At 55.3% G+C, this 19,964-nt stretch carries 17 protein-coding genes; 10 read left to right on the forward strand and 7 right to left on the reverse strand.

What is annotated here, in order from left to right; translation table 11 throughout:
- Positions 1-73 precede the first annotated feature (73 nt).
- The 5 genes from fdnG (at position 74) to ABLU87_RS20465 (ending at position 7,057) form a co-directional block, all read left to right on the forward strand.
- Positions 74-3,124, forward strand: a complete 3,051-nt coding sequence (fdnG, locus tag ABLU87_RS20445; RefSeq protein ID WP_014837000.1) for a formate dehydrogenase-N subunit alpha — start codon at positions 74-76, stop codon at positions 3,122-3,124.
- A gap of 12 nt (positions 3,125-3,136) precedes the next feature.
- On the forward strand, positions 3,137-4,039 hold the full coding sequence (gene fdxH / locus ABLU87_RS20450; protein WP_014227375.1) for a formate dehydrogenase subunit beta: 903 nt from the start codon (positions 3,137-3,139) through the stop codon (positions 4,037-4,039).
- Positions 4,036-4,671 (forward strand): formate dehydrogenase cytochrome b556 subunit, encoded by a 636-nt coding sequence (fdoI, locus tag ABLU87_RS20455; RefSeq protein ID WP_004107380.1) that lies wholly within the window; start codon positions 4,036-4,038, stop codon positions 4,669-4,671. The genes fdxH and fdoI overlap by 4 nt, the downstream gene beginning before the upstream one ends.
- A gap of 342 nt (positions 4,672-5,013) precedes the next feature.
- Positions 5,014-5,943 carry a formate dehydrogenase accessory protein FdhE gene (fdhE, locus tag ABLU87_RS20460; RefSeq protein WP_004132861.1) on the forward strand — a complete coding sequence of 310 codons (930 nt, stop codon included), beginning with the start codon at positions 5,014-5,016 and terminating at the stop codon, positions 5,941-5,943.
- 196 nt (positions 5,944-6,139) lie between these two features.
- Positions 6,140-7,057, forward strand: a complete 918-nt coding sequence (locus tag ABLU87_RS20465) for an alpha/beta hydrolase (protein WP_122117488.1) — start codon at positions 6,140-6,142, stop codon at positions 7,055-7,057.
- Between the two features lie 17 nt (positions 7,058-7,074).
- Here the strand turns inward: ABLU87_RS20465 and fabY are convergent, their stop codons facing one another.
- From fabY to typA, 5 genes are all read right to left on the reverse strand, one after another.
- The gene (gene fabY, locus ABLU87_RS20470; protein ID WP_009652900.1) at positions 7,075-8,016 is read right to left on the reverse strand and encodes a fatty acid biosynthesis protein FabY; all 942 of its coding nucleotides are present in this window, start codon (positions 8,014-8,016) and stop codon (positions 7,075-7,077) included.
- Positions 8,017-8,060: 44 nt separating this feature from the next.
- Positions 8,061-8,498 (reverse strand): D-aminoacyl-tRNA deacylase, encoded by a 438-nt coding sequence (dtd, locus tag ABLU87_RS20475; RefSeq protein WP_014227372.1) that lies wholly within the window; start codon positions 8,496-8,498, stop codon positions 8,061-8,063.
- Complete coding sequence (locus tag ABLU87_RS20480; RefSeq protein ID WP_004127107.1) at positions 8,495-9,355, reverse strand: virulence factor BrkB family protein; 861 nt, start codon at positions 9,353-9,355, stop codon at positions 8,495-8,497. Before ABLU87_RS20480 ends, dtd begins: the two co-directional genes overlap by 4 nt.
- Positions 9,349-9,948, reverse strand: a complete 600-nt coding sequence (gene yihX / locus ABLU87_RS20485; RefSeq protein ID WP_102803631.1) for a glucose-1-phosphatase — start codon at positions 9,946-9,948, stop codon at positions 9,349-9,351. The genes ABLU87_RS20480 and yihX overlap by 7 nt, the downstream gene beginning before the upstream one ends.
- Before the next feature lie 133 nt (positions 9,949-10,081).
- Positions 10,082-11,905, reverse strand: a complete 1,824-nt coding sequence (gene typA / locus ABLU87_RS20490) for a ribosome-dependent GTPase TypA (RefSeq protein WP_004127103.1) — start codon at positions 11,903-11,905, stop codon at positions 10,082-10,084.
- A 378-nt stretch (positions 11,906-12,283) separates the two neighbouring features.
- Between typA and glnA the strand changes: the two genes are divergently transcribed.
- The 4 genes from glnA to ABLU87_RS20510 all read left to right on the forward strand — a co-directional run bounded on the left by glnA (position 12,284) and on the right by ABLU87_RS20510 (position 16,571).
- Complete coding sequence (glnA, locus tag ABLU87_RS20495; RefSeq protein WP_004127100.1) at positions 12,284-13,693, forward strand: glutamate--ammonia ligase; 1,410 nt, start codon at positions 12,284-12,286, stop codon at positions 13,691-13,693.
- Between the two features lie 188 nt (positions 13,694-13,881).
- Positions 13,882-14,931 (forward strand): nitrogen regulation protein NR(II), encoded by a 1,050-nt coding sequence (glnL, locus tag ABLU87_RS20500; RefSeq protein WP_004127098.1) that lies wholly within the window; start codon positions 13,882-13,884, stop codon positions 14,929-14,931.
- A gap of 8 nt (positions 14,932-14,939) precedes the next feature.
- Entirely contained in the window at positions 14,940-16,349 is a 1,410-nt protein-coding gene (glnG, locus tag ABLU87_RS20505; protein WP_004107350.1) for a nitrogen regulation protein NR(I), read from the forward strand.
- Between the two features lie 111 nt (positions 16,350-16,460).
- On the forward strand, positions 16,461-16,571 hold the full coding sequence (locus tag ABLU87_RS20510; protein WP_004855828.1) for a YshB family small membrane protein: 111 nt from the start codon (positions 16,461-16,463) through the stop codon (positions 16,569-16,571).
- A gap of 36 nt (positions 16,572-16,607) precedes the next feature.
- Here the strand turns inward: ABLU87_RS20510 and hemN are convergent, their stop codons facing one another.
- Both hemN and yihI read right to left on the reverse strand, forming a co-directional pair.
- Complete coding sequence (gene hemN / locus ABLU87_RS20515) at positions 16,608-17,981, reverse strand: oxygen-independent coproporphyrinogen III oxidase (RefSeq protein WP_064358695.1); 1,374 nt, start codon at positions 17,979-17,981, stop codon at positions 16,608-16,610.
- A gap of 188 nt (positions 17,982-18,169) precedes the next feature.
- The gene (yihI, locus tag ABLU87_RS20520; RefSeq protein ID WP_122117490.1) at positions 18,170-18,679 is read right to left on the reverse strand and encodes a Der GTPase-activating protein YihI; all 510 of its coding nucleotides are present in this window, start codon (positions 18,677-18,679) and stop codon (positions 18,170-18,172) included.
- 583 nt (positions 18,680-19,262) lie between these two features.
- Between yihI and yihA the strand changes: the two genes are divergently transcribed.
- Complete coding sequence (yihA, locus tag ABLU87_RS20525; RefSeq protein ID WP_025106524.1) at positions 19,263-19,895, forward strand: ribosome biogenesis GTP-binding protein YihA/YsxC; 633 nt, start codon at positions 19,263-19,265, stop codon at positions 19,893-19,895.
- The last annotated feature ends 69 nt before the right edge of the window (positions 19,896-19,964 follow it).

Consider the following 19,964-nt stretch of genomic DNA (forward strand, 5'->3'; position numbering starts at 1 on the left):
AATTCTGAACCTTTGCGGCCCTTACCGCAAAGCAAATAACTATACGTGACAATGTCGAAACAAGGAGCGAACCATGCAGGTCAGCAGAAGGCAGTTCTTTAAGATCTGCGCTGGCGGTATGGCAGGAACCACGGCAGCGGCGCTGGGCTTTGCGCCCGGTTTAGCGCTCGCGGAAACACGGCAGTACAAGCTGCTGCGCACCCGCGAAACCCGTAACACCTGCACTTACTGTTCCGTTGGCTGCGGGCTGTTAATGTACAGCCTCGGCGACGGCGCAAAAAATGCCAAAGCGTCTATCTTCCATATCGAAGGTGACCCGGACCATCCGGTCAACCGTGGCGCGCTCTGCCCTAAAGGGGCCGGTCTGGTGGACTTTATCCATTCCGAAAGTCGCCTGAAATTTCCGGAATACCGTGCGCCAGGCTCTGATAAATGGCAGAAAATCAGCTGGGATGAAGCGTTCGATCGCATCGCTAAGCTGATGAAAGAGGACCGCGACGCCAACTTTGTCGCGCAGAATAGCGAAGGCACCACCGTCAACCGCTGGCTGACCACCGGTATGCTGTGCGCCTCCGCCTCCAGTAACGAAACCGGTTATTTAACCCAGAAATTTACCCGCGCGCTCGGTATGCTCGCGGTCGACAACCAGGCGCGCGTCTGACACGGACCAACGGTAGCAAGTCTTGCTCCAACATTTGGTCGCGGTGCGATGACCAACCACTGGGTCGACATCAAGAACGCCAATCTCGTCGTGGTGATGGGCGGCAACGCCGCTGAAGCTCACCCGGTTGGATTCCGCTGGGCGATGGAAGCCAAGATTCGCAACGGCGCGAAGCTGATTGTGATCGATCCGCGCTTTACGCGTACCGCGGCGGTAGCTGATTTCTATACCCCAATTCGTTCCGGTACTGACATTACCTTCCTGTCAGGCGTCATCCTGTACCTGTTGAACAACGAAAAAATTAACCGTGAATATACCGAGGCTTACACCAACGCCAGCCTGATCGTGCGTGAGGATTACAGCTTTGAAGACGGTCTGTTCAGCGGCTACGACGCCGAAGCCCGCAAGTACGATAAAACGTCCTGGAACTATGAGCTGGATGAAAACGGCTTTGCCAAACGCGATACCACGCTGCAGCATCCGCGCTGCGTCTGGAACCTGCTGAAGCAGCACGTTTCCCGCTATACACCAGAAGTTGTCGAAAACATCTGCGGAACGCCAAAAGCTGACTTCCTCAAAGTCTGCGAGTACATCGCGGAAACCAGCGCGCACGATAAAACCGCCTCGTTCCTCTACGCGCTGGGCTGGACGCAGCACTCCATCGGCGCGCAGAACATCCGCACCATGGCGATGATCCAGCTGCTGCTCGGCAATATGGGCATGGCGGGCGGCGGCGTAAACGCCCTGCGCGGCCACTCCAATATTCAGGGTCTTACCGACCTGGGACTGCTGTCGCAGAGCCTGCCTGGCTATATGACGCTGCCGAGCGAGAAACAGACTGACCTGCAAACCTACCTCGCCGCCAACACGCCGAAACCGCTGTTGAAGGACCAGGTGAACTACTGGGGTAATTACCCGAAATTCTTCGTCTCAATGATGAAGGCCTTCTTTGGCGATAAAGCCACGGCGGAAAACAGCTGGGGCTTTGACTGGCTACCGAAGTGGGATAAGGGCTACGACGTCCTGCAATATTTCGAGATGATGAACCAGGGCAAAGTGAACGGCTATATCTGCCAGGGCTTCAACCCGGTAGCGTCGTTCCCGAACAAAAACAAGGTTGTCGCGTCGCTGTCGAAGCTTAAGTTCCTGGTGACCATCGACCCGCTCAACACCGAAACCTCCACCTTCTGGCAAAACCACGGGGAGTCGAACGACGTCGATCCGGCGAAAATCCAGACCGAAGTGTTCCGCCTGCCGTCCACCTGCTTCGCCGAAGAGAACGGTTCTATCGTTAACTCCGGCCGCTGGCTGCAGTGGCACTGGAAAGGCGCGGACGCCCCGGGGATTGCGACCACCGACGGTGAGATCCTCGCCGGTATCTTCTTACGCCTGCGCAAGATGTACGCCGAACAGGGCGGACCGGCGCCGGAACCGGTGCTGAACATGACGTGGAACTACGCCACGCCGCATGAACCAGCGTCGGAAGAAGTAGCGATGGAGAGCAACGGCAAGGCGCTGGCAGACATTACCGACCCGGCAACCGGGGCGGTGATCGTCAAGAAAGGCCAGCAGCTCAGCTCGTTTGCGCAGCTGCGTGACGACGGCACGACTTCCAGCGGCTGCTGGATCTTCGCCGGTAGCTGGACGCCTGACGGCAACCAGATGGCGCGTCGCGATAACGCCGATCCATCGGGCCTCGGCAATACGCTGGGCTGGGCATGGGCGTGGCCGCTTAACCGCCGCATTCTGTATAACCGCGCCTCCGCGGACCCGCAGGGTAAACCGTGGGATCCGAAGCGCCAGCTCCTGAAATGGGACGGCGCGAAGTGGGGCGGCGTGGATATTCCAGACTACAGCGCCGCGGCGCCGGACAGCGATGTCGGGCCGTTTATCATGCAGCCGGAAGGGATGGGGCGTCTGTTCGCTATCGATAAGATGGCGGAAGGGCCGTTCCCGGAACACTACGAGCCGTTTGAAACGCCGCTGGGCACCAACCCGCTGCACCCGAACGTGGTCTCTAACCCGGCTGCTCGCGTCTTTAAAGGCGACCTTGAGCAGATGGGCAAAGCGGAGAAATTCCCTTACGTCGGTACTACTTACCGCCTGACCGAGCACTTCCACTACTGGACCAAGCACGCGCTGCTTAACGCCATCGCGCAGCCGGAACAGTTCGTGGAGATCGGCGAGAAGCTGGCGAACAAGCTCGGCATCGCCCATGGCGATACCGTGAAGGTCTCCTCTAACCGCGGCTATATCAAAGCCAAGGCGGTGGTGACCAAGCGTATTCGCACGCTGAAAGCGGACGGTAAGGATATCGATACTATCGGTATTCCGATTCACTGGGGCTACGAAGGCGTGGCGAAGAAAGGGTTTATCGCCAATACCCTGACGCCGTTTGTTGGTGATGCGAACACGCAGACGCCGGAGTTCAAGGCTTTCCTCGTGAACGTGGAAAAGGCGTAACGGAGACGAATTATGGCTTATCAATCGCAAGACATTATCCGTCGTTCCGCGACTAACGGCTTCACCCCCGCGCCCCGAGCGCGGGACCATCAGGAAGAGGTGGCGAAGCTTATCGACGTCACCACCTGTATCGGCTGTAAAGCCTGCCAGGTGGCCTGTTCCGAGTGGAACGACATCCGGGATGAAGTCGGTCACAACGTCGGGGTGTACGATAACCCCGCCGACCTGACCGCCAAATCCTGGACCGTGATGCGCTTCTCGGAAGTGGAGCAGAACGACAAACTGGAGTGGCTCATCCGTAAGGACGGCTGTATGCACTGCGCCGACCCGGGCTGCCTGAAGGCCTGCCCGGCGGAAGGGGCAATCATTCAGTACGCCAACGGCATCGTCGACTTCCAGTCCGAGCAGTGCATCGGCTGCGGCTACTGCATCGCCGGCTGCCCGTTCAACGTGCCGCGCCTGAACCCGGAAGATAACCGCGTCTACAAATGTACACTGTGCGTGGACCGCGTTAACGTTGGCCAGGAGCCGGCATGCGTGAAAACCTGCCCAACCGGTGCTATCCACTTTGGCTCCAAAGAGGATATGAAAACGCTGGCGGGCGAGCGCGTCGCCGAGCTGAAAACCCGCGGTTACGACAACGCGGGCCTGTACGATCCGGCAGGCGTTGGCGGCACGCACGTGATGTACGTGCTGCACCACGCCGACAAGCCGAATCTGTACCACGGCCTGCCGGAGAACCCGGAAATCAGCGCCACGGTTAAGTTCTGGAAAGGGATCTGGAAGCCTCTCGCGGCGGTCGGCTTTGCGGCCACCTTCGCCGCCAGCATCTTCCACTACGTCGGCGTCGGTCCGAACCGCGCGGAAGAGGAAGAGGACAATCTGGATGAAGAGAAAGACGAGGTGCGCAAATGAAAAGACGTGACACCATCGTGCGCTACACCGCGCCGGAGCGAATCAACCACTGGGTCACCGCCTTCTGCTTCGTGCTGGCGGCGGTGAGCGGGCTGGGCTTTTTCTTCCCGTCCTTCAACTGGCTGATGCAAATCATGGGCACCCCGCAGCTGGCGCGTATTCTGCACCCGTTCGTGGGCGTGATTATGTTTGCTTCGTTCATCATCATGTTCTTCCGCTACTGGCACCACAACCTGATCAACCGGGACGATATTTTCTGGGCGAAAAATATTCGCAAGATTGTCGTCAACGAGGAAGTGGGCGACACCGGGCGCTATAACTTCGGCCAGAAATGCGTGTTCTGGGCGGCGATTATCTTCCTGGTGCTGCTGCTGGTGAGCGGCGTGATCATCTGGCGTCCGTACTTTGCGCCGGCCTTCTCCATCCCGGTTATCCGCTTCGCGCTGATGCTGCACTCCTTCTCTGCGGTGGCGCTGATTGTGGTGATCATGGTGCATATTTACGCTGCGCTGTGGGTGAAGGGCACCATTACCGCGATGGTGGAAGGCTGGGTTACGAAGACCTGGGCGAAGAAACATCACCCGCGCTGGTATCGTGAAGTCCGCGAAAAGCAGGATAAGCGCCAGTCGTAGGCCCGAGCGCGTTGTTCGTCTCTGAAATGGCGTCGTATATCGACGCCATTTTTTTGCGGATAACGCGCTGTTTTGACAACGTTAGCCAGAGTGCGCCGCAGGCGGGAGCGGCACGTTTCCCGTTTCGCTCAAGCCATGGCGCAGGGCAGCTAATCCTAACGGTGCATAGTCGGGGGTATCGATATCAGGTATCGTAGCGCACACATTGCGATGTCGTGGGTATATCCCGTATGCCGATTGCGGTTATCATTAATAACATCACCAGAGCGGGCGCATGATGCCCGCCAAATCGCAGAGCGGATGCGACCATCGCCGAATCTGCTGAAACCAGGAAGTGACTGAATGAGCATTCGTATCATCCCGCAAGATGAGCTGGAAAAGAGCGAGAAACGCGCGACGGATATGATCCCGCCGTTGTTGTTTCCCCGGCTCAAAAATTTATATAACCGTCGCGCCGAACGCCTGCGCGAACTGGCTGAAAATAACCCGCTGGGTGATTACCTGCGCTTTGCCGCGCTTATCGCCCACGCGCAGGAAGTGGTGCTGTACGACCATCCGCTGCAGATGGATCTCACCGCGCGCATCAAAGAAGCGAACGACCAGGGTAAACCGCCGCTGGATATCCACGTTTTGCCGCGCGATAAGCACTGGCACAAGCTGCTGCATTCTCTGATTGCCGAACTGAAGCCGGAGATGAGCGGCCCGGCGCTGGCGGTCATCGAGAATCTGGAAAAAGCCTCCGAGCAGGAGCTGGAACTGATGGCAAGCGCGCTGTTTGCGTCAGATTTTGCCTCTGTCAGCAGCGATAAAGCTCCGTTTATCTGGGCCGCGCTTTCGCTCTATTGGGCGCAGATGGCCAGCCTGATCCCCGGAAAGGCCCGCGCTGAATATGGTGAACAGCGTCAGTTCTGCCCGGTTTGCGGCTCGATGCCGGTCTCCAGCATGGTGCAAATTGGTACCACACAGGGCCTGCGCTATCTGCACTGCAACCTGTGCGAAACCGAATGGCACGTGGTGCGCGTGAAGTGCAGCAACTGCGAACAGACGCGCGATCTGCACTACTGGTCACTGGATAACGAGCAGTCGGCGATTAAAGCCGAAACCTGCGGCGACTGCGGTACCTACCTGAAGATTCTCTATCAGGAAAAAGACCCAAAAGTGGAGGCCGTAGCCGACGACCTCGCCTCGCTGGTACTGGACGCACGGATGGAACAAGAGGGCTTCGCCCGCAGCTCCATCAACCCGTTCCTGTTCCCTGGCGAAGGGGAATAACGGCAGGCATCATGTCGGGCGGCGCCTGCTGCCCGGCTCACCATTGATAATGGTGTAAACACTCCCGGTATGCCGGCAAAATCTTTGGTTTTGCGAGCCGCTTTCCAGAATCACTTCCCGACGAAAATCCCCGGTTTTCTTTTGCTCACAATCAGGCTATAACACTGTATATCCAAACAGCTTAAGGGAATGAAAAATGGCGCTTGAAAAGGGTATCGCAGAGCTGGTGCGGGAATTTATCGATGCGGGCCGCCCCTCATCGCGCGAACAGAATATTGATGACCGGAGACGCGGCTATCTCGCCAGTACGGTACTGGCTGGGGAACAGGAAAAGCGCGTTCAGGTAGAAGATATCGAGCTCGACGGCATGGCATTTCGCGTTGTATCTCCCCTTAACGCTTCCGGCGCACTGCCTGCCATTATCTATTTCCACGGTGGCTGCTTTATCAGCGGCGGTTTCGCCACGCATGACCATCAGCTCCGCCAGCTGGCATACCACAGCGGCTGCCGCGTTATCGCCGTGCAATACCGGCTGGCGCCGGAGCATACTTTCCCTACCGCCCATGACGATGCGGAGAGAGGCGCGCTGATTATTCACCGCCGCGCGGAGCAGTTAGGCATCGACGCTTCCCGTATTACGCTGGCTGGCGACAGCGCCGGGGGACACCTGGCATTAGTGACCGCCCTGCGGCTCAAAACAACGCAGGCCTGGCAACCCGCGCAGCTGGTTTTGATTTACCCGATGCTGGACGCCACCGCCAGCATGAAGAGCTATATCGATAACGGTAAAGATTACATCATCACCGAAGATACCCTGCTCAGCGGCTATGAAATGTACCTTTCCGCGACGGCGCTCCACCATCCGGAAGCCAGCCCGCTGTGGCGTAAAGACTTTCACGGCTTACCGCCGGTGCATATTCTGACTGCGGAATACGACCCTCTGCGTGATGAAGGCGAAGCGCTTTACCAGCGCCTGCTTGAGCAGGGCGTTGACTGCACCTGTCAGCGTTATCTCGGGGTGATTCACGGCTTCTTTCAGCTGGGCGGCATCAGCCCGGCGGCCGGCAGCGCGATGAGAGATATCGCCTGGCGGGTTAAAACACCAGGCCGATAGTTAAGCATAAAGGGAGACTACTCCTCTTCGTTACCGCCCTCTTCATAGGGGCCGAACGGTTTCGCGGGAAGAACAATATAGATACCCTCAAAAACCGCGCCCAGCCGCTCGTCGCCAAATAGCTCAACCTGCAGCTGAACGCGCGCTTTGCGGCCTCGCGCCAGCCGGTCAAGATCGCCGCTTAACGAGCCAAGATCGGCAACGGCGCTGGGGCGTCCGCTAATAGGCTGACTGTAGCGGATATGCGCATCGGCAAGAATAATTGTGCCGCCAAGATGCCGCTCACGCAGCATCAGCCAGATAAGCCCCCAGCCGGTTAACGTTGCCTGAGAAAACAGGCTGCCGGCGAACAGCGTATGGTGCGGGTTCTGGTTACCGGCTTCCGGCATGGTGGTGATAAACTTTTGCCCGGTATACTGCTGAATGCGCACGCCCATTTTCTCGCTGAGAGGGATATGCTGATACCAGGCCTGCTGCAGCTGAGCGCACCAGTCGCCGCGATGTAAAATATCGTCCAGCGAGGCTATCGGCTTAATCATCAGAAAATGACGGATCGGCGTGGTCGTCGGCGTCGTGATTTCGCCCTGGTTCACAAAACCGAGCTTAGCGAAGAACTCCACTGCATCTTCGCGGGCGCTACAGGTCACGCGCTTAACGCCTTCCTGACGGGCGACGGACTCCAGCGTCATCGCCATCAGGGTTCCCAGCCCTTTATCCTGTACTGACGGATGGACGGCCATAAAACGGATAGAAGCTTCGTTTTCCGCATTCACATACAGCCGCCCGACGGCAACCAGATTGCCCTCTTCATCGACCACCATTTGATGGTGCGCCATCGCATCCCACGCATCGCGCTCGGACCCTTTCGGCTGATGCAGCGGCTTACGCAGCATCTCCCAGCGGAACTGGTAGTAGCTCTCTAACTCTTCTTCTGTTTGCGGTACACGAAGGTGATACATAGCTGTACTCTCTTTTGTTACCCGCAGCCTGCCCGGAAGCTGGCTCATACCTGCAACCAAAAGGTCACGGGACCATCATTCACCAGAGAAACTTGCATATCGGCAGCAAATCTCCCGGTCTGCGTATTCATTTGCTGCTGGCGGCAGCGCTCAACGAAATACTCGTACAGCGCTTCCGCTTTATCCGGTGCAGCCCCTTTCGAAAAACCAGGACGCATCCCGCGTTCGGTATCGGCTGCCAGCGTAAACTGCGAAACCACCAGCACGCTGCCGCCAGCCTGCTGCACGTTCAGATTCATTTTGCCTTCAGCATCGCTAAAAATACGGTATCCCAGCACGCGCTCGCACAGGCGGTTCGCCTTTTGCTCATCATCGTCTCTCTCGACGCCTAACAGCACCAGAAGCCCGGGGCCGATTTCGCCCGTCACTTCACCCTCCACGGTAACGCTAGCTCGGGATACGCGTTGAATTAATGCAATCATGATTGTTCTGTTTCTTCTTTTTTCAGTTTGCGGTATTCACCGAGAGTGACAGTAATTTCAGCGCCAAGCAAGACGATACACCACGTCCAGTACACCCAGACAAACAAAATAGGCACCACGGCAAGCACGCCATAAATCAGCTGATATGACGGGAACGCAGTGATATATAAAGCAAAAGCTTTCTTACCCGCCTCAAAGAGCAGCGCCGCGACCAGGGAACCGATTATCGCATCGCGGTTACGCACCTCGGCCGTCGGCACAATGCTGTAAAGCAGCCAGAATGCCACCCAGGATAAAATGAGCGGAAAAATACGCAGCACATCGTCAATCACGCTATTCAGGTCGCTGGCCCAGCGTAACGACAGGAGATAGGAGCTGATCGCCAGGCTGGCCCCCGCCAGCAGCGGCCCCAGGGTAAGGATCATCCAATAAACCGCAAAGGAGTAGGTTTTGGGCCGGGTTCGGGTACTGCGCCAGATGGTGTTCAACGCGCTATCAATCGAATACATCAGCAGCAGCGATGTCACAATCAGGCCGAAAGCGCCCACGGCGGTCATCCGGCTGGAGTTGGCGACAAACTGCTCAATATAGCCCTGAATGACATCTCCGGTTGCCGGAATGAAATTGGCGAAAATAAAGTGGCGAATCTGAATACTGACATCAGAAAACATCGGAAATGCCGCGAACAGCGCGAACACGACGGCAATCAGCGGCACAAGGGAGAGTAACGACACGTAGGCAAGATTGCCTGCCAGGGTCGTCATATTATCTTCATCAATACGCCGCCATAACAGCTTTAGCCAGGCGACCAGCGGCCGCAGATGGCGCGTTGTTTTTTGATGAACGGTTTTTAGCATAGCAGTTTAGCAAAGTAGTTGGGGATGGTTTCCTTCCCGGTCACCAGAATACTGGTTATGCCAAGCTGGTTAGCCCCGGCGATATTGTCCGCGTTATCATCGAAGAAGACCGTATCGTCAGCGGCGAAACCTTCAGCGTCGAGGACGCTCTGATAGATCCGCGCTTCCGGTTTACGCATCCCCATCTCTTGAGAAAGATAGATATGATCAGCAACGGCGCGTATCTCAGGGTACTCATCCGGCCAGAAAGTCGTATGCAAACGGTTCGTGTTGGACAGAACCACAACGCGATGCCCCTGCTCGCGTAATTTTTGCATAATCGCGATAACCTCCGGGCGCAGGGCAACGAAAACCGCCTGCCAGCCGTGGGAGAATTGCTCGTAGCTTAGCGACATGTTCATTTCATGGCACATCGCCGCCGCAAAATCTTCGTCGCTGATTTCACCGCGCTCATGCTGGTGGAACGCTTCGCCCATGGTGAAATGCTGCTGCAGCGTCGCAAGTGGAATGCGCGTTAAATCACTCCACGTCCCGAGCACCCGGTTGAAGTCAATATCGACAATCACATTACCTAAATCAAAGATATAGAGCATGGTCCTCTCCTTTTGCACCGTGGAAAATTAACTGTAGCGGGAAAGGGGGAGTTTGACTACGGGCGGCAGGGCTTTGTACAAAAAAGAAACCCTGCCATTGAGGCAGGGTTCAGATAGCAGAAAAAAGCGTTAATTAATCTTCTTTCGCACCGCGCATCGCGCGTTTACGGTCGTTCTCGGTCAGGTGACGTTTACGGATACGGACAGAAGTCGGGGTGACTTCTACCAGTTCGTCGTCATCGATGAACTCCAGAGCCTGCTCCAGGGTCATCTTAACCGGCGGAACCAGAACCGTTGCTTCGTCAGTACCGGACGCACGCATGTTGGTCAGTTTCTTACCGGTCAGGCAGTTTACCGTCAGGTCGTTAGAACGACTGTGAATACCGATAATCTGGCCTTCGTAAACTTCTGCGCCGTGGCCCAGGAACAGCTTACCGCGATCCTGCAGGCTGAACAGTGCGAACGCAACCGCTTTACCCTGGCCGTTGGAGATCAGAACACCGTTCTGACGCTGACCCACATCACCCGCACGAACGTCGTCGTAGTGGCTGAAGGTGGAGTACAGCAGACCGGTACCGGAGGTCATGGTCATGAATTCTGAACGGAAGCCGATCAGACCACGGCTTGGGATCACGTAGTCGAGACGTACGCGGCCTTTGCCATCTGGATTCATGTTTTTCAGATCGCCTTTACGCTCACCCAGCGCCTGCATCACAGAACCCTGGTGCTGCTCTTCAACGTCCAGCGTGACGTTTTCGAACGGCTCTTGCTTACGGCCATCGATTTCGCGGAAGATAACTTTCGGACGGGAAACCGCCATTTCGAAACCTTCACGACGCATGTTCTCGATAAGAACGGACAGGTGCAGTTCACCACGGCCAGAAACGCGGAATGCGTCTGCATCCGGCGTTTCTTCAACGCGCAGCGCGACGTTATGTACCAGCTCTTTGTTCAGGCGGTCAAGGATCTGACGAGAGGTAACGTACTTACCTTCTTTACCACAGAACGGCGAGGTGTTAACGCAGAAGAACATAGAGACGGTCGGCTCATCAACGGACAGCGCCGGCAGCGCTTCAACATTCTGCGTATCGCAGATGGTGTCAGAGATGTTCAGTTCGCCCAGACCGGTGATCGCGATAATATCGCCAGCTTCTGCGACGTCGCTCTCGATACGCTCAAGGCCCAGATGGGTCAGAACTTTACCGACTTTACCGTTACGGGTTTTGCCTTCGCTATCAATGATAGTGACCTGCTGGTTCGGCTTCACTTTACCGCGCTTGATGCGGCCGATGCCGATGACGCCAACGTAGTTGTTGTAGTCCAGCTGGGAGATTTGCATCTGCAGCGGGCCATCAAGGTCAACGTTCGGTGCCGGTACGCGATCGACGATGGTTTGATACAGCGGCGTCATGTCTTCAGCCATATCTTCGTGATCCAGACCCGCGATACCGTTCAGCGCAGAAGCGTAAACGATAGGGAAGTCCAGCTGCTCGTCGGTAGCGTCGAGGTTAACAAACAGGTCGAATACCTGATCGACAACCCAGTCAGGACGCGCGCCCGGACGGTCAACTTTGTTGATAACAACAATTGGCTTCAGGCCATGAGCAAAGGCTTTTTTGGTCACGAAGCGCGTTTGCGGCATCGGACCATCCATTGCATCAACGACCAACAGAACGGAATCAACCATGGACATGACACGTTCAACTTCACCACCGAAGTCGGCGTGCCCTGGGGTATCAACGATGTTGATACGGTAGTCATTCCATTTGATAGCGGTGTTTTTAGCCAGGATGGTAATCCCGCGCTCTTTCTCCAAATCGTTGGAGTCCATCACTCGCTCTTGAGTTTCGGCACGCGCGTCGAACGTACCGGATTGCTGTAGCAGCTTATCAACCAGGGTAGTTTTACCATGGTCAACGTGCGCGATGATGGCGATATTACGCAAATTTTCGATCACAACTTTGCCTCAGGCATTAGAAATAGCGCGTTATTGTACACGGATTAATCGCAGTACAAAACAGGATCACAAACATCCTCCGCAAACAAGTATTGCAGAGATTCTTTGTGATCGCTTTCACGGAGCGTTAAAAGGGTTATTAAAGGTCAATTGCACCAAATAAGTGCCCAATGTTCACACAAATGCACTATATTGGTGCAATGCATTCATTTTGGTGCAGCCCTTTTGCACGATGATGTGCATGATAACGCCTTTTGGGGGCAATTTAAAAGTTGGCACAGATTTCGCTTTATATTTTTTAAGGCAACAACGCCACTTTTCGTAGTTAAAAAGTTTTCGTTTCCACGACGACAATGACCAATCCGGGAGAGTTTAAGTATGTCCGCTGAACACGTTTTGACGATGCTGAACGAGCATGAAGTGAAGTTTGTCGATCTGCGCTTCACCGATACCAAAGGTAAAGAACAGCACGTTACTATTCCTTCTCATCAGGTAAATGCCGAATTCTTCGAAGAAGGCAAAATGTTTGATGGCTCCTCGATTGGCGGCTGGAAAGGTATTAACGAATCCGACATGGTCCTGATGCCGGATGCAACTACCGCGCTGATCGATCCGTTCTATGAAGAACCGACGCTGATCATCCGCTGCGACATCCTGGAACCCGGCACGCTGCAAGGCTATGACCGTGACCCGCGCTCCATTGCTAAGCGCGCTGAAGAGTATCTGCGCTCTACCGGCCTGGCTGACACCGTACTGTTCGGGCCAGAACCAGAATTCTTCCTGTTCGACGACATCCGTTTTGGTGCGTCCATCTCCGGTTCCCACGTTGCTATCGATGATATCGAAGGCGCATGGAACTCCTCCACCAAATACGAAGGCGGCAACAAAGGCCACCGTCCGGGCGTGAAAGGCGGTTACTTCCCGGTTCCGCCGGTAGACTCCTCTCAGGATATCCGCTCCACCATGTGTATGATCATGGAAGAGATGGGCCTGGTTGTTGAAGCTCACCACCACGAAGTGGCGACTGCGGGTCAGAACGAAATCGCTACCCGCTTTAACACCATGACCAAAAAAGCGGACGAAATTCAGATTTACAAATACGTTGTGCACAACGTCGCACACCGTTTCGGCAAAACCGCGACCTTCATGCCAAAACCGATGTTTGGCGATAACGGTTCCGGTATGCACTGCCACATGTCCCTCTCCAAGAACGGCGTAAACCTGTTCTCTGGCGACAAATACGCAGGCCTGTCTGAACAAGCGCTGTACTACATCGGCGGCGTTATCAAACACGCTAAAGCGATTAATGCCCTGGCTAACCCGACCACCAACTCCTACAAGCGTCTGGTCCCGGGTTACGAAGCGCCGGTTATGCTGGCTTACTCTGCCCGTAACCGTTCCGCGTCTATCCGTATTCCGGTTGTCACCTCTCCGAAAGCGCGCCGTATCGAAGTTCGCTTCCCGGACCCGGCGGCTAACCCGTACCTGTGCTTCGCTGCGCTGCTGATGGCTGGCCTTGACGGTATCAAGAACAAAATCCATCCGGGCGAAGCCATGGATAAAAACCTGTACGATCTGCCGCCGGAAGAAGCGAAAGAGATCCCACAGGTTGCAGGTTCTCTGGAAGAAGCACTGAACGCGCTGGACGCAGACCGTGAATTCCTGACCGCCGGTGGCGTATTCACCAACGACGCTATCGATGCTTACATCGCCCTGCGTATTGAAGAAAACGACCGCGTACGTATGACTCCGCACCCGGTTGAGTTCGAGCTGTACTACAGCGTCTAATTTTGCTGTAAATCCGCGGTATTCCGTGTTGTGGCGTGGGATACCAAGGATGTTTTGTTGCCGTGGAAACTTTCAGCCCATCTCAGGATGGGCTTTTTTCTCCACCAACACGCTGATCTCATGAGCTTTTTATACATAAAAAGCTATACTGCACTAAAATAGTGCACTCATTTTCAGGAGACTGTCGAATGGCAACAGGCACACTGCCCGATGCTGGGCAGATCCTTAACTCTTTAATCAACAGTATCTTACTGGTCGATGACGACCTGGCGGTGCATTACGCGAACCCGGCGGCGCAGCAGCTGCTGGCGCAAAGTTCGCGTAAATTATTCGGCACGCCGCTGCCGGAGCTGTTGAGCTATTTCTCGCTGAATATCGGCCTCATGCAGGAGAGCCTCGCTGCGGGTCAAGGGTTTACCGATAACGAAGTGACGCTGGTCATTGATGGCCGCTCGCACATCCTTTCCCTGACGGCGCAACGCCTGCCTGAAGGCTATATCCTGCTGGAAATGGCGCCGATGGATAATCAGCGCCGTCTGAGCCAGGAGCAGCTACAGCACGCACAGCAGATTGCCGCTCGCGACTTAGTGCGTGGCCTGGCCCACGAGATTAAAAATCCGCTGGGCGGTCTGCGCGGCGCGGCACAGCTGCTGAGCAAAGCGCTGCCCGATCCTGCGCTAATGGAATATACCAAAGTCATTATTGAACAGGCCGATCGGTTAAGAAATCTGGTTGACCGTCTGCTGGGACCACAGCATCCCGGAATGCACGTAACAGAAAGCATCCACAAGGTCGCTGAGCGGGTGGTAAAGCTTGTGTCGATGGAGCTGCCGGATAACGTCAAGCTGGTTCGCGACTATGACCCCAGCCTGCCAGAACTGCCGCACGACCCGGACCAAATTGAACAGGTGCTGCTGAATATCGTCCGTAATGCGCTGCAGGCTCTGGGACCGGAGGGCGGCGAAATCACTCTGCGCACCCGTACGGCCTTTCAGTTAACCCTGCACGGCGTGCGCTACCGCCTCGCTGCGCGTATCGACGTTGAAGATAACGGTCCGGGAATACCGTCTCACTTACAGGATACGCTGTTTTATCCGATGGTGAGCGGGCGCGAAGGCGGCACCGGGCTCGGGCTGTCTATCGCCCGCAGCCTTATCGATCAGCACTCCGGCAAAATTGAATTTACCAGTTGGCCAGGGCATACCGAATTCTCGGTGTACCTGCCTATTCGGAAGTAGAGGTGTTTATGCAACGAGGGATAGCATGGATCGTTGACGACGATAGCTCCATCCGTTGGGTGCTTGAACGCGCGCTCACCGGGGCAGGCTTAAGTTGTACGACGTTTGAAAGCGGCAACGAGGTGCTTGATGCCCTCACGACCAAAACCCCGGATGTGCTGCTGTCTGATATCCGCATGCCGGGAATGGACGGACTGGCGCTGCTAAAGCAAATTAAACAGCGCCATCCAATGCTCCCGGTCATCATAATGACGGCGCATTCGGATCTTGACGCGGCGGTCAGCGCCTATCAGCAGGGCGCCTTTGATTATCTGCCAAAACCGTTTGATATCGATGAAGCGGTGGCGCTGGTTGATCGTGCCATTAGCCATTACCAGGAACAGCAGCAGCCGCGTAATGCGCCGATTAATAGCCCAACGGCCGATATCATCGGCGAAGCGCCGGCCATGCAGGACGTCTTCCGCATTATCGGCCGCCTGTCGCGTTCATCAATCAGCGTACTGATCAACGGCGAGTCCGGTACCGGTAAAGAGCTGGTTGCCCACGCTCTCCACCGCCACAGCCCGCGCGCCAAGGCGCCGTTTATCGCGCTAAATATGGCGGCCATTCCGAAAGATCTGATTGAGTCAGAACTGTTTGGCCACGAGAAAGGGGCCTTTACCGGCGCCAATACCGTGCGCCAGGGGCGATTCGAGCAGGCAGACGGCGGCACGCTGTTCCTCGACGAGATCGGCGATATGCCGCTGGACGTACAGACACGTCTGCTGCGCGTACTGGCCGATGGCCAGTTTTATCGCGTGGGGGGCTATGCGCCGGTGAAGGTGGATGTACGCATTATTGCCGCCACCCACCAGAACCTTGAGCTGCGCGTCCAGGAAGGAAAATTCCGCGAGGATTTATTCCACCGCCTGAACGTGATTCGCGTCCATCTGCCGCCGCTGCGCGAGCGTCGGGAAGATATCCCGCGACTGGCGAGACATTTCCTGCAAATCGCCGCCCGTGAGCTGGGCGTCGAGGCCAAACAGCTGCATCCGGAGACGGAGATGGCGTTAACCCGACTGGCATGGCCGGGCAACGTACGTCAGCTGGAAAACACCTGTCGCTGGCTGACGGTAATGGCCGCAGGTCAGGAGGTTCTGACGCAGGATCTTCCCAGCGAGCTGTTTGAAACGGCGATACCGGATAACCCGACGCAAATGCTGCCGGATAGCTGGGCCACGCTGCTGGGGCAATGGGCCGATCGCGCTTTGCGTTCCGGTCATCAAAACCTGCTCTCGGAAGCGCAGCCGGAGATGGAGCGCACGCTGCTGACCACCGCGTTACGCCACACGCAGGGGCATAAACAAGAGGCGGCTCGCCTGCTGGGCTGGGGTCGTAATACCCTGACGCGTAAGCTAAAAGAGCTGGGAATGGAGTAGCAGCGCGGCGGCGAGTAAAAAATAGTCATCCAGCGCAAACTGCTGCTATTTTGTACTTTACTGTTGCCATGCGTTGAGTATGATCTTGCCCGGAAAGACGGGGGAGAAATCATGCTTGAATCATTTATTAATATTATATCGAGCGGTGTTGCAGCGGGTCATACGCCGCAGACGGCGGTAGCTGCCGTTCTGTGCGCGGCGATGGTTGGGCTGTTTAGCTGATAATACCCCCGCTCCTTCCTGGAGTGGGGGTATGCTTTATATCACGCGGGAAAACTGCTGCATCCGCGCTTTCTGGCGCAGATACGTATCAAAACACATGCAGATATTGCGTATCAGCAGCCGGCCTTTCGGCGTCACCTGAATGCCCTTCTCATCCACCTCCACCAGCCCATCTTTGGCCAGCGGTGCCAGCAATTTCATATCGTCGGCAAAGTAGCTATCGAAGGTAAGATCCCACTGCGCTTCTACCGCAGCGAAGTCGAGACGGAAGTGACAAATTAGCGCCTTAATCACGTCGCGACGAATGCAGTCATCGCGCGTCAACGCAATACCGCGCCACAGCGCCGTTCCGGTTTCATCAACCTGCTGATAATACTGCTTCAGCTCTTTCTGGTTCTGCGCATAGCAATCGCCAATCATGCTGATCGCCGAGACGCCCATCCCCAGCAGATCGGTGTCTCCCTGGGTGGTATACCCCTGGAAGTTACGATGCAGGATACCTTCACGCTGGGCTATCGCCAGCTCATCATCCGGACGGGCAAAGTGGTCCATGCCGATAAACTGATATCCCGCGGCCGTCAGCGAAACAATCGTCTCCTGAAGAATGTCCAGCTTCTGTTCTGCAGAAGGCAGATCGGCGTCTTTGATTTTGCGCTGCGCAGCAAAGAGCGTTGGCAGATGCGCATAGTTGAATACGCTCAGACGATCGGGGTTGAGCTCCGCCACTTTCTGTAGCGTATACGCGAAGCTCTGCGGCGTTTGCTTCGGCAGACCGTAAATCAGGTCGATATTGGTAGAGGTAAAGCCGATATCGCGCGCGTGGTTGAGTAGCGCGAAGATAAACGCTTCATCCTGCTCGCGGTTCACCAGGCGCTGCACTTCTTTGTTGAAGTCCTGCACGCCCATACTCAGGCGATTAAAGCCTTCGAGGCGTAAATGATCCAGGACATCGAGTTCGATTTCGCGCGGATCAACCTCAATGGAGATCTCTGCATCCGCGTTAAAATTGAAATGGGTACGCAGCAGCCCCATCAGACGACTAATTTGCGCCTTGTTTAAATAGGTTGGCGTACCGCCGCCCCAGTGCAGCTGATTAACTTTGCGGCCAGCAAAAAGCGGCGCGCGATGAATAATCTCCTGCTCAAGCACATCCAGATACTGGTCGGCCTTATGCTGCTGACGGGTGACGATTTTGTTGCAGCCGCAGAAATAGCAGAGTTTATGGCAAAACGGGATATGCACGTACAGCGAGAGGGGACGCTGCGGATAGCGGGCTACCGCCGCATCAAATTCAGCGGCGCCAAATTCTGGAGAAAACTCCAGCGCGGTGGGATACGAAGTATAACGCGGCCCGGAATAGTTATATTTCTGGATCAGGGCCAGATCCCAGTCGATTAACTGCACAGACATGCTCACTCCTTCCGATGGTACCGTCGGCGGGTACGCCGCCCCGGCCCAACCGCACCGCGGGTAATGAGCCGGTTGCGCAGCCATTTCTGACGCCGCGACAACCGTCGTAGTTTAACGAATAACCACAGCAGATAACATATAACCAGAAGGGTTATAAGCAGGACCGGGAATCCGATGGGGTGCAAACGTTAGTTTCCACCCTTCAGCAGGCGCATCATATCTTCTTTGCGCTCTTCTTCCTCTTCTTCATCTTCGTCATCATCGTATGAGAGGCCCAACTGCTGCATCAGCTCATCAATACGATCCAGCTTAGCGTCAACCCAGGCTTGCTCTTCAGCATTCAGGGTACCGCCCTCTTCCAGACGTTCCAGCAGCGCGTCCAGGCGCTCATCGTTCTCCAGCAAATCCAGCTCAGCCTGCGGTGAAAGCATAGGTTTCTCGCTCTTTGGTTTATGCTGCTTAATCGCCGGAGCATTCTCAGTTACGCCCAGCGGGATTGGTTTTTTACTGCCAATTCGGGGATCTTGCTGCTGACCTTGTTTTTTACCTGCTGAAGCGGTGTCGCCGCCGGTCGCACGACTTCCTGCCGCGTGGCCACGATGCTTCTTCTGATGCTTGCGCTCGCGGGCTTCCTGGTTCAATTCTTCACGCGTTTTGCGATTTTTTTTGCCGCGAGGTACGGATGTCGGTTTTTTCATGTTGTGTAATCTTCAGGCCGTTTTCTTCAGTATAGAATTGAGGCGGAATCTAGCAGAAAGCAAGCAAAGAAAAAAGGCGACAGATTACTCTGTCGCCTTTTTCCGCACTGACAACCCTTAATGGGCTTCTACTTTCCATGTTAGCTAACGACACACCCTGTCTTTCCTTTAGCTACCAACGATCCCTGTTACATCCATTTCCTTTTAAAACGTCTCCAGACGTTTGTCATCCTGACAATCCGTAGTCCTCGCCTCCTGGCGCTTCCTGACTCCTCATCCTGAGTCATAATCCTGTTAGCATCCTCGCCCTTGACCGCTACTTTACTGGTTTGCGGGAAACCTACAACCGACTGTACAGAAAAAAAACGAGTTTCAGAATTTTCTTTCATTTTAACGCAATGATTTATATAACTTTGTATTATTTTTAATCAGACTTTTCTCATGAATTTCTCATATAACCAATAGCCAATGTCTCACAAAGACTGTGGTTTTAACTTACAGCGATGAGGTGCGGTAAAAACAGCCTTTTTCTGTTGTTCAGGTATAATCCCCGTCAAAGCCTGATTTAACGGAGACGACCGTCTTGACCAACTGGAATTATCAACTGACGCATTTTGTCACTAGCGCGCCAGATATCCGCCATCTTCCTGCCGATACCGGTATTGAAGTGGCCTTTGCTGGCCGCTCTAACGCCGGGAAATCCAGCGCGCTGAACACGCTGACTAACCAGAAAAGCCTCGCGCGTACTTCGAAGACGCCAGGCCGTACGCAGCTTATTAACCTGTTTGAAGTCGCTGAAGGCAAGCGCCTGGTCGACCTGCCGGGCTATGGATATGCCCAGGTTCCGGAAGAGATGAAAATCAAGTGGCAGCGCGCGCTGGGTGAATATCTGGAGAAACGCCTCTGTCTGAAAGGACTGGTTGTGTTGATGGATATTCGTCATCCGCTTAAAGATCTCGATCAGCAGATGATCCAATGGGCGGTGGAAAGCGATATCCCGGTACTGGTGCTGCTAACCAAAGCCGATAAGCTGGCCAGCGGCGCGCGAAAAGCGCAGATCGCCATGGTTCGTGAAGCGGTCACCGCCTTTAACGGAGATGTGCAGGTCGAAGCGTTTTCTTCCCTGAAGAAGCAGGGCGTGGATAAACTACGGCAGAAGCTGGATAGCTGGTATAACGATATCCCTCCTCAGGAAGCCTCTGAAGAAGGCGAATAATCTCGCTAACTTCTCCGGATAGCGGCGCGTGTGGCTCTATCCGGGTAGCCCGCCTCATCAGCATCGATA

This window comes from Klebsiella sp. CB_Kp196 (genome assembly GCF_040061575.1).
Taxonomy (GTDB): Bacteria; Pseudomonadota; Gammaproteobacteria; order Enterobacterales; family Enterobacteriaceae; genus Klebsiella; species Klebsiella michiganensis.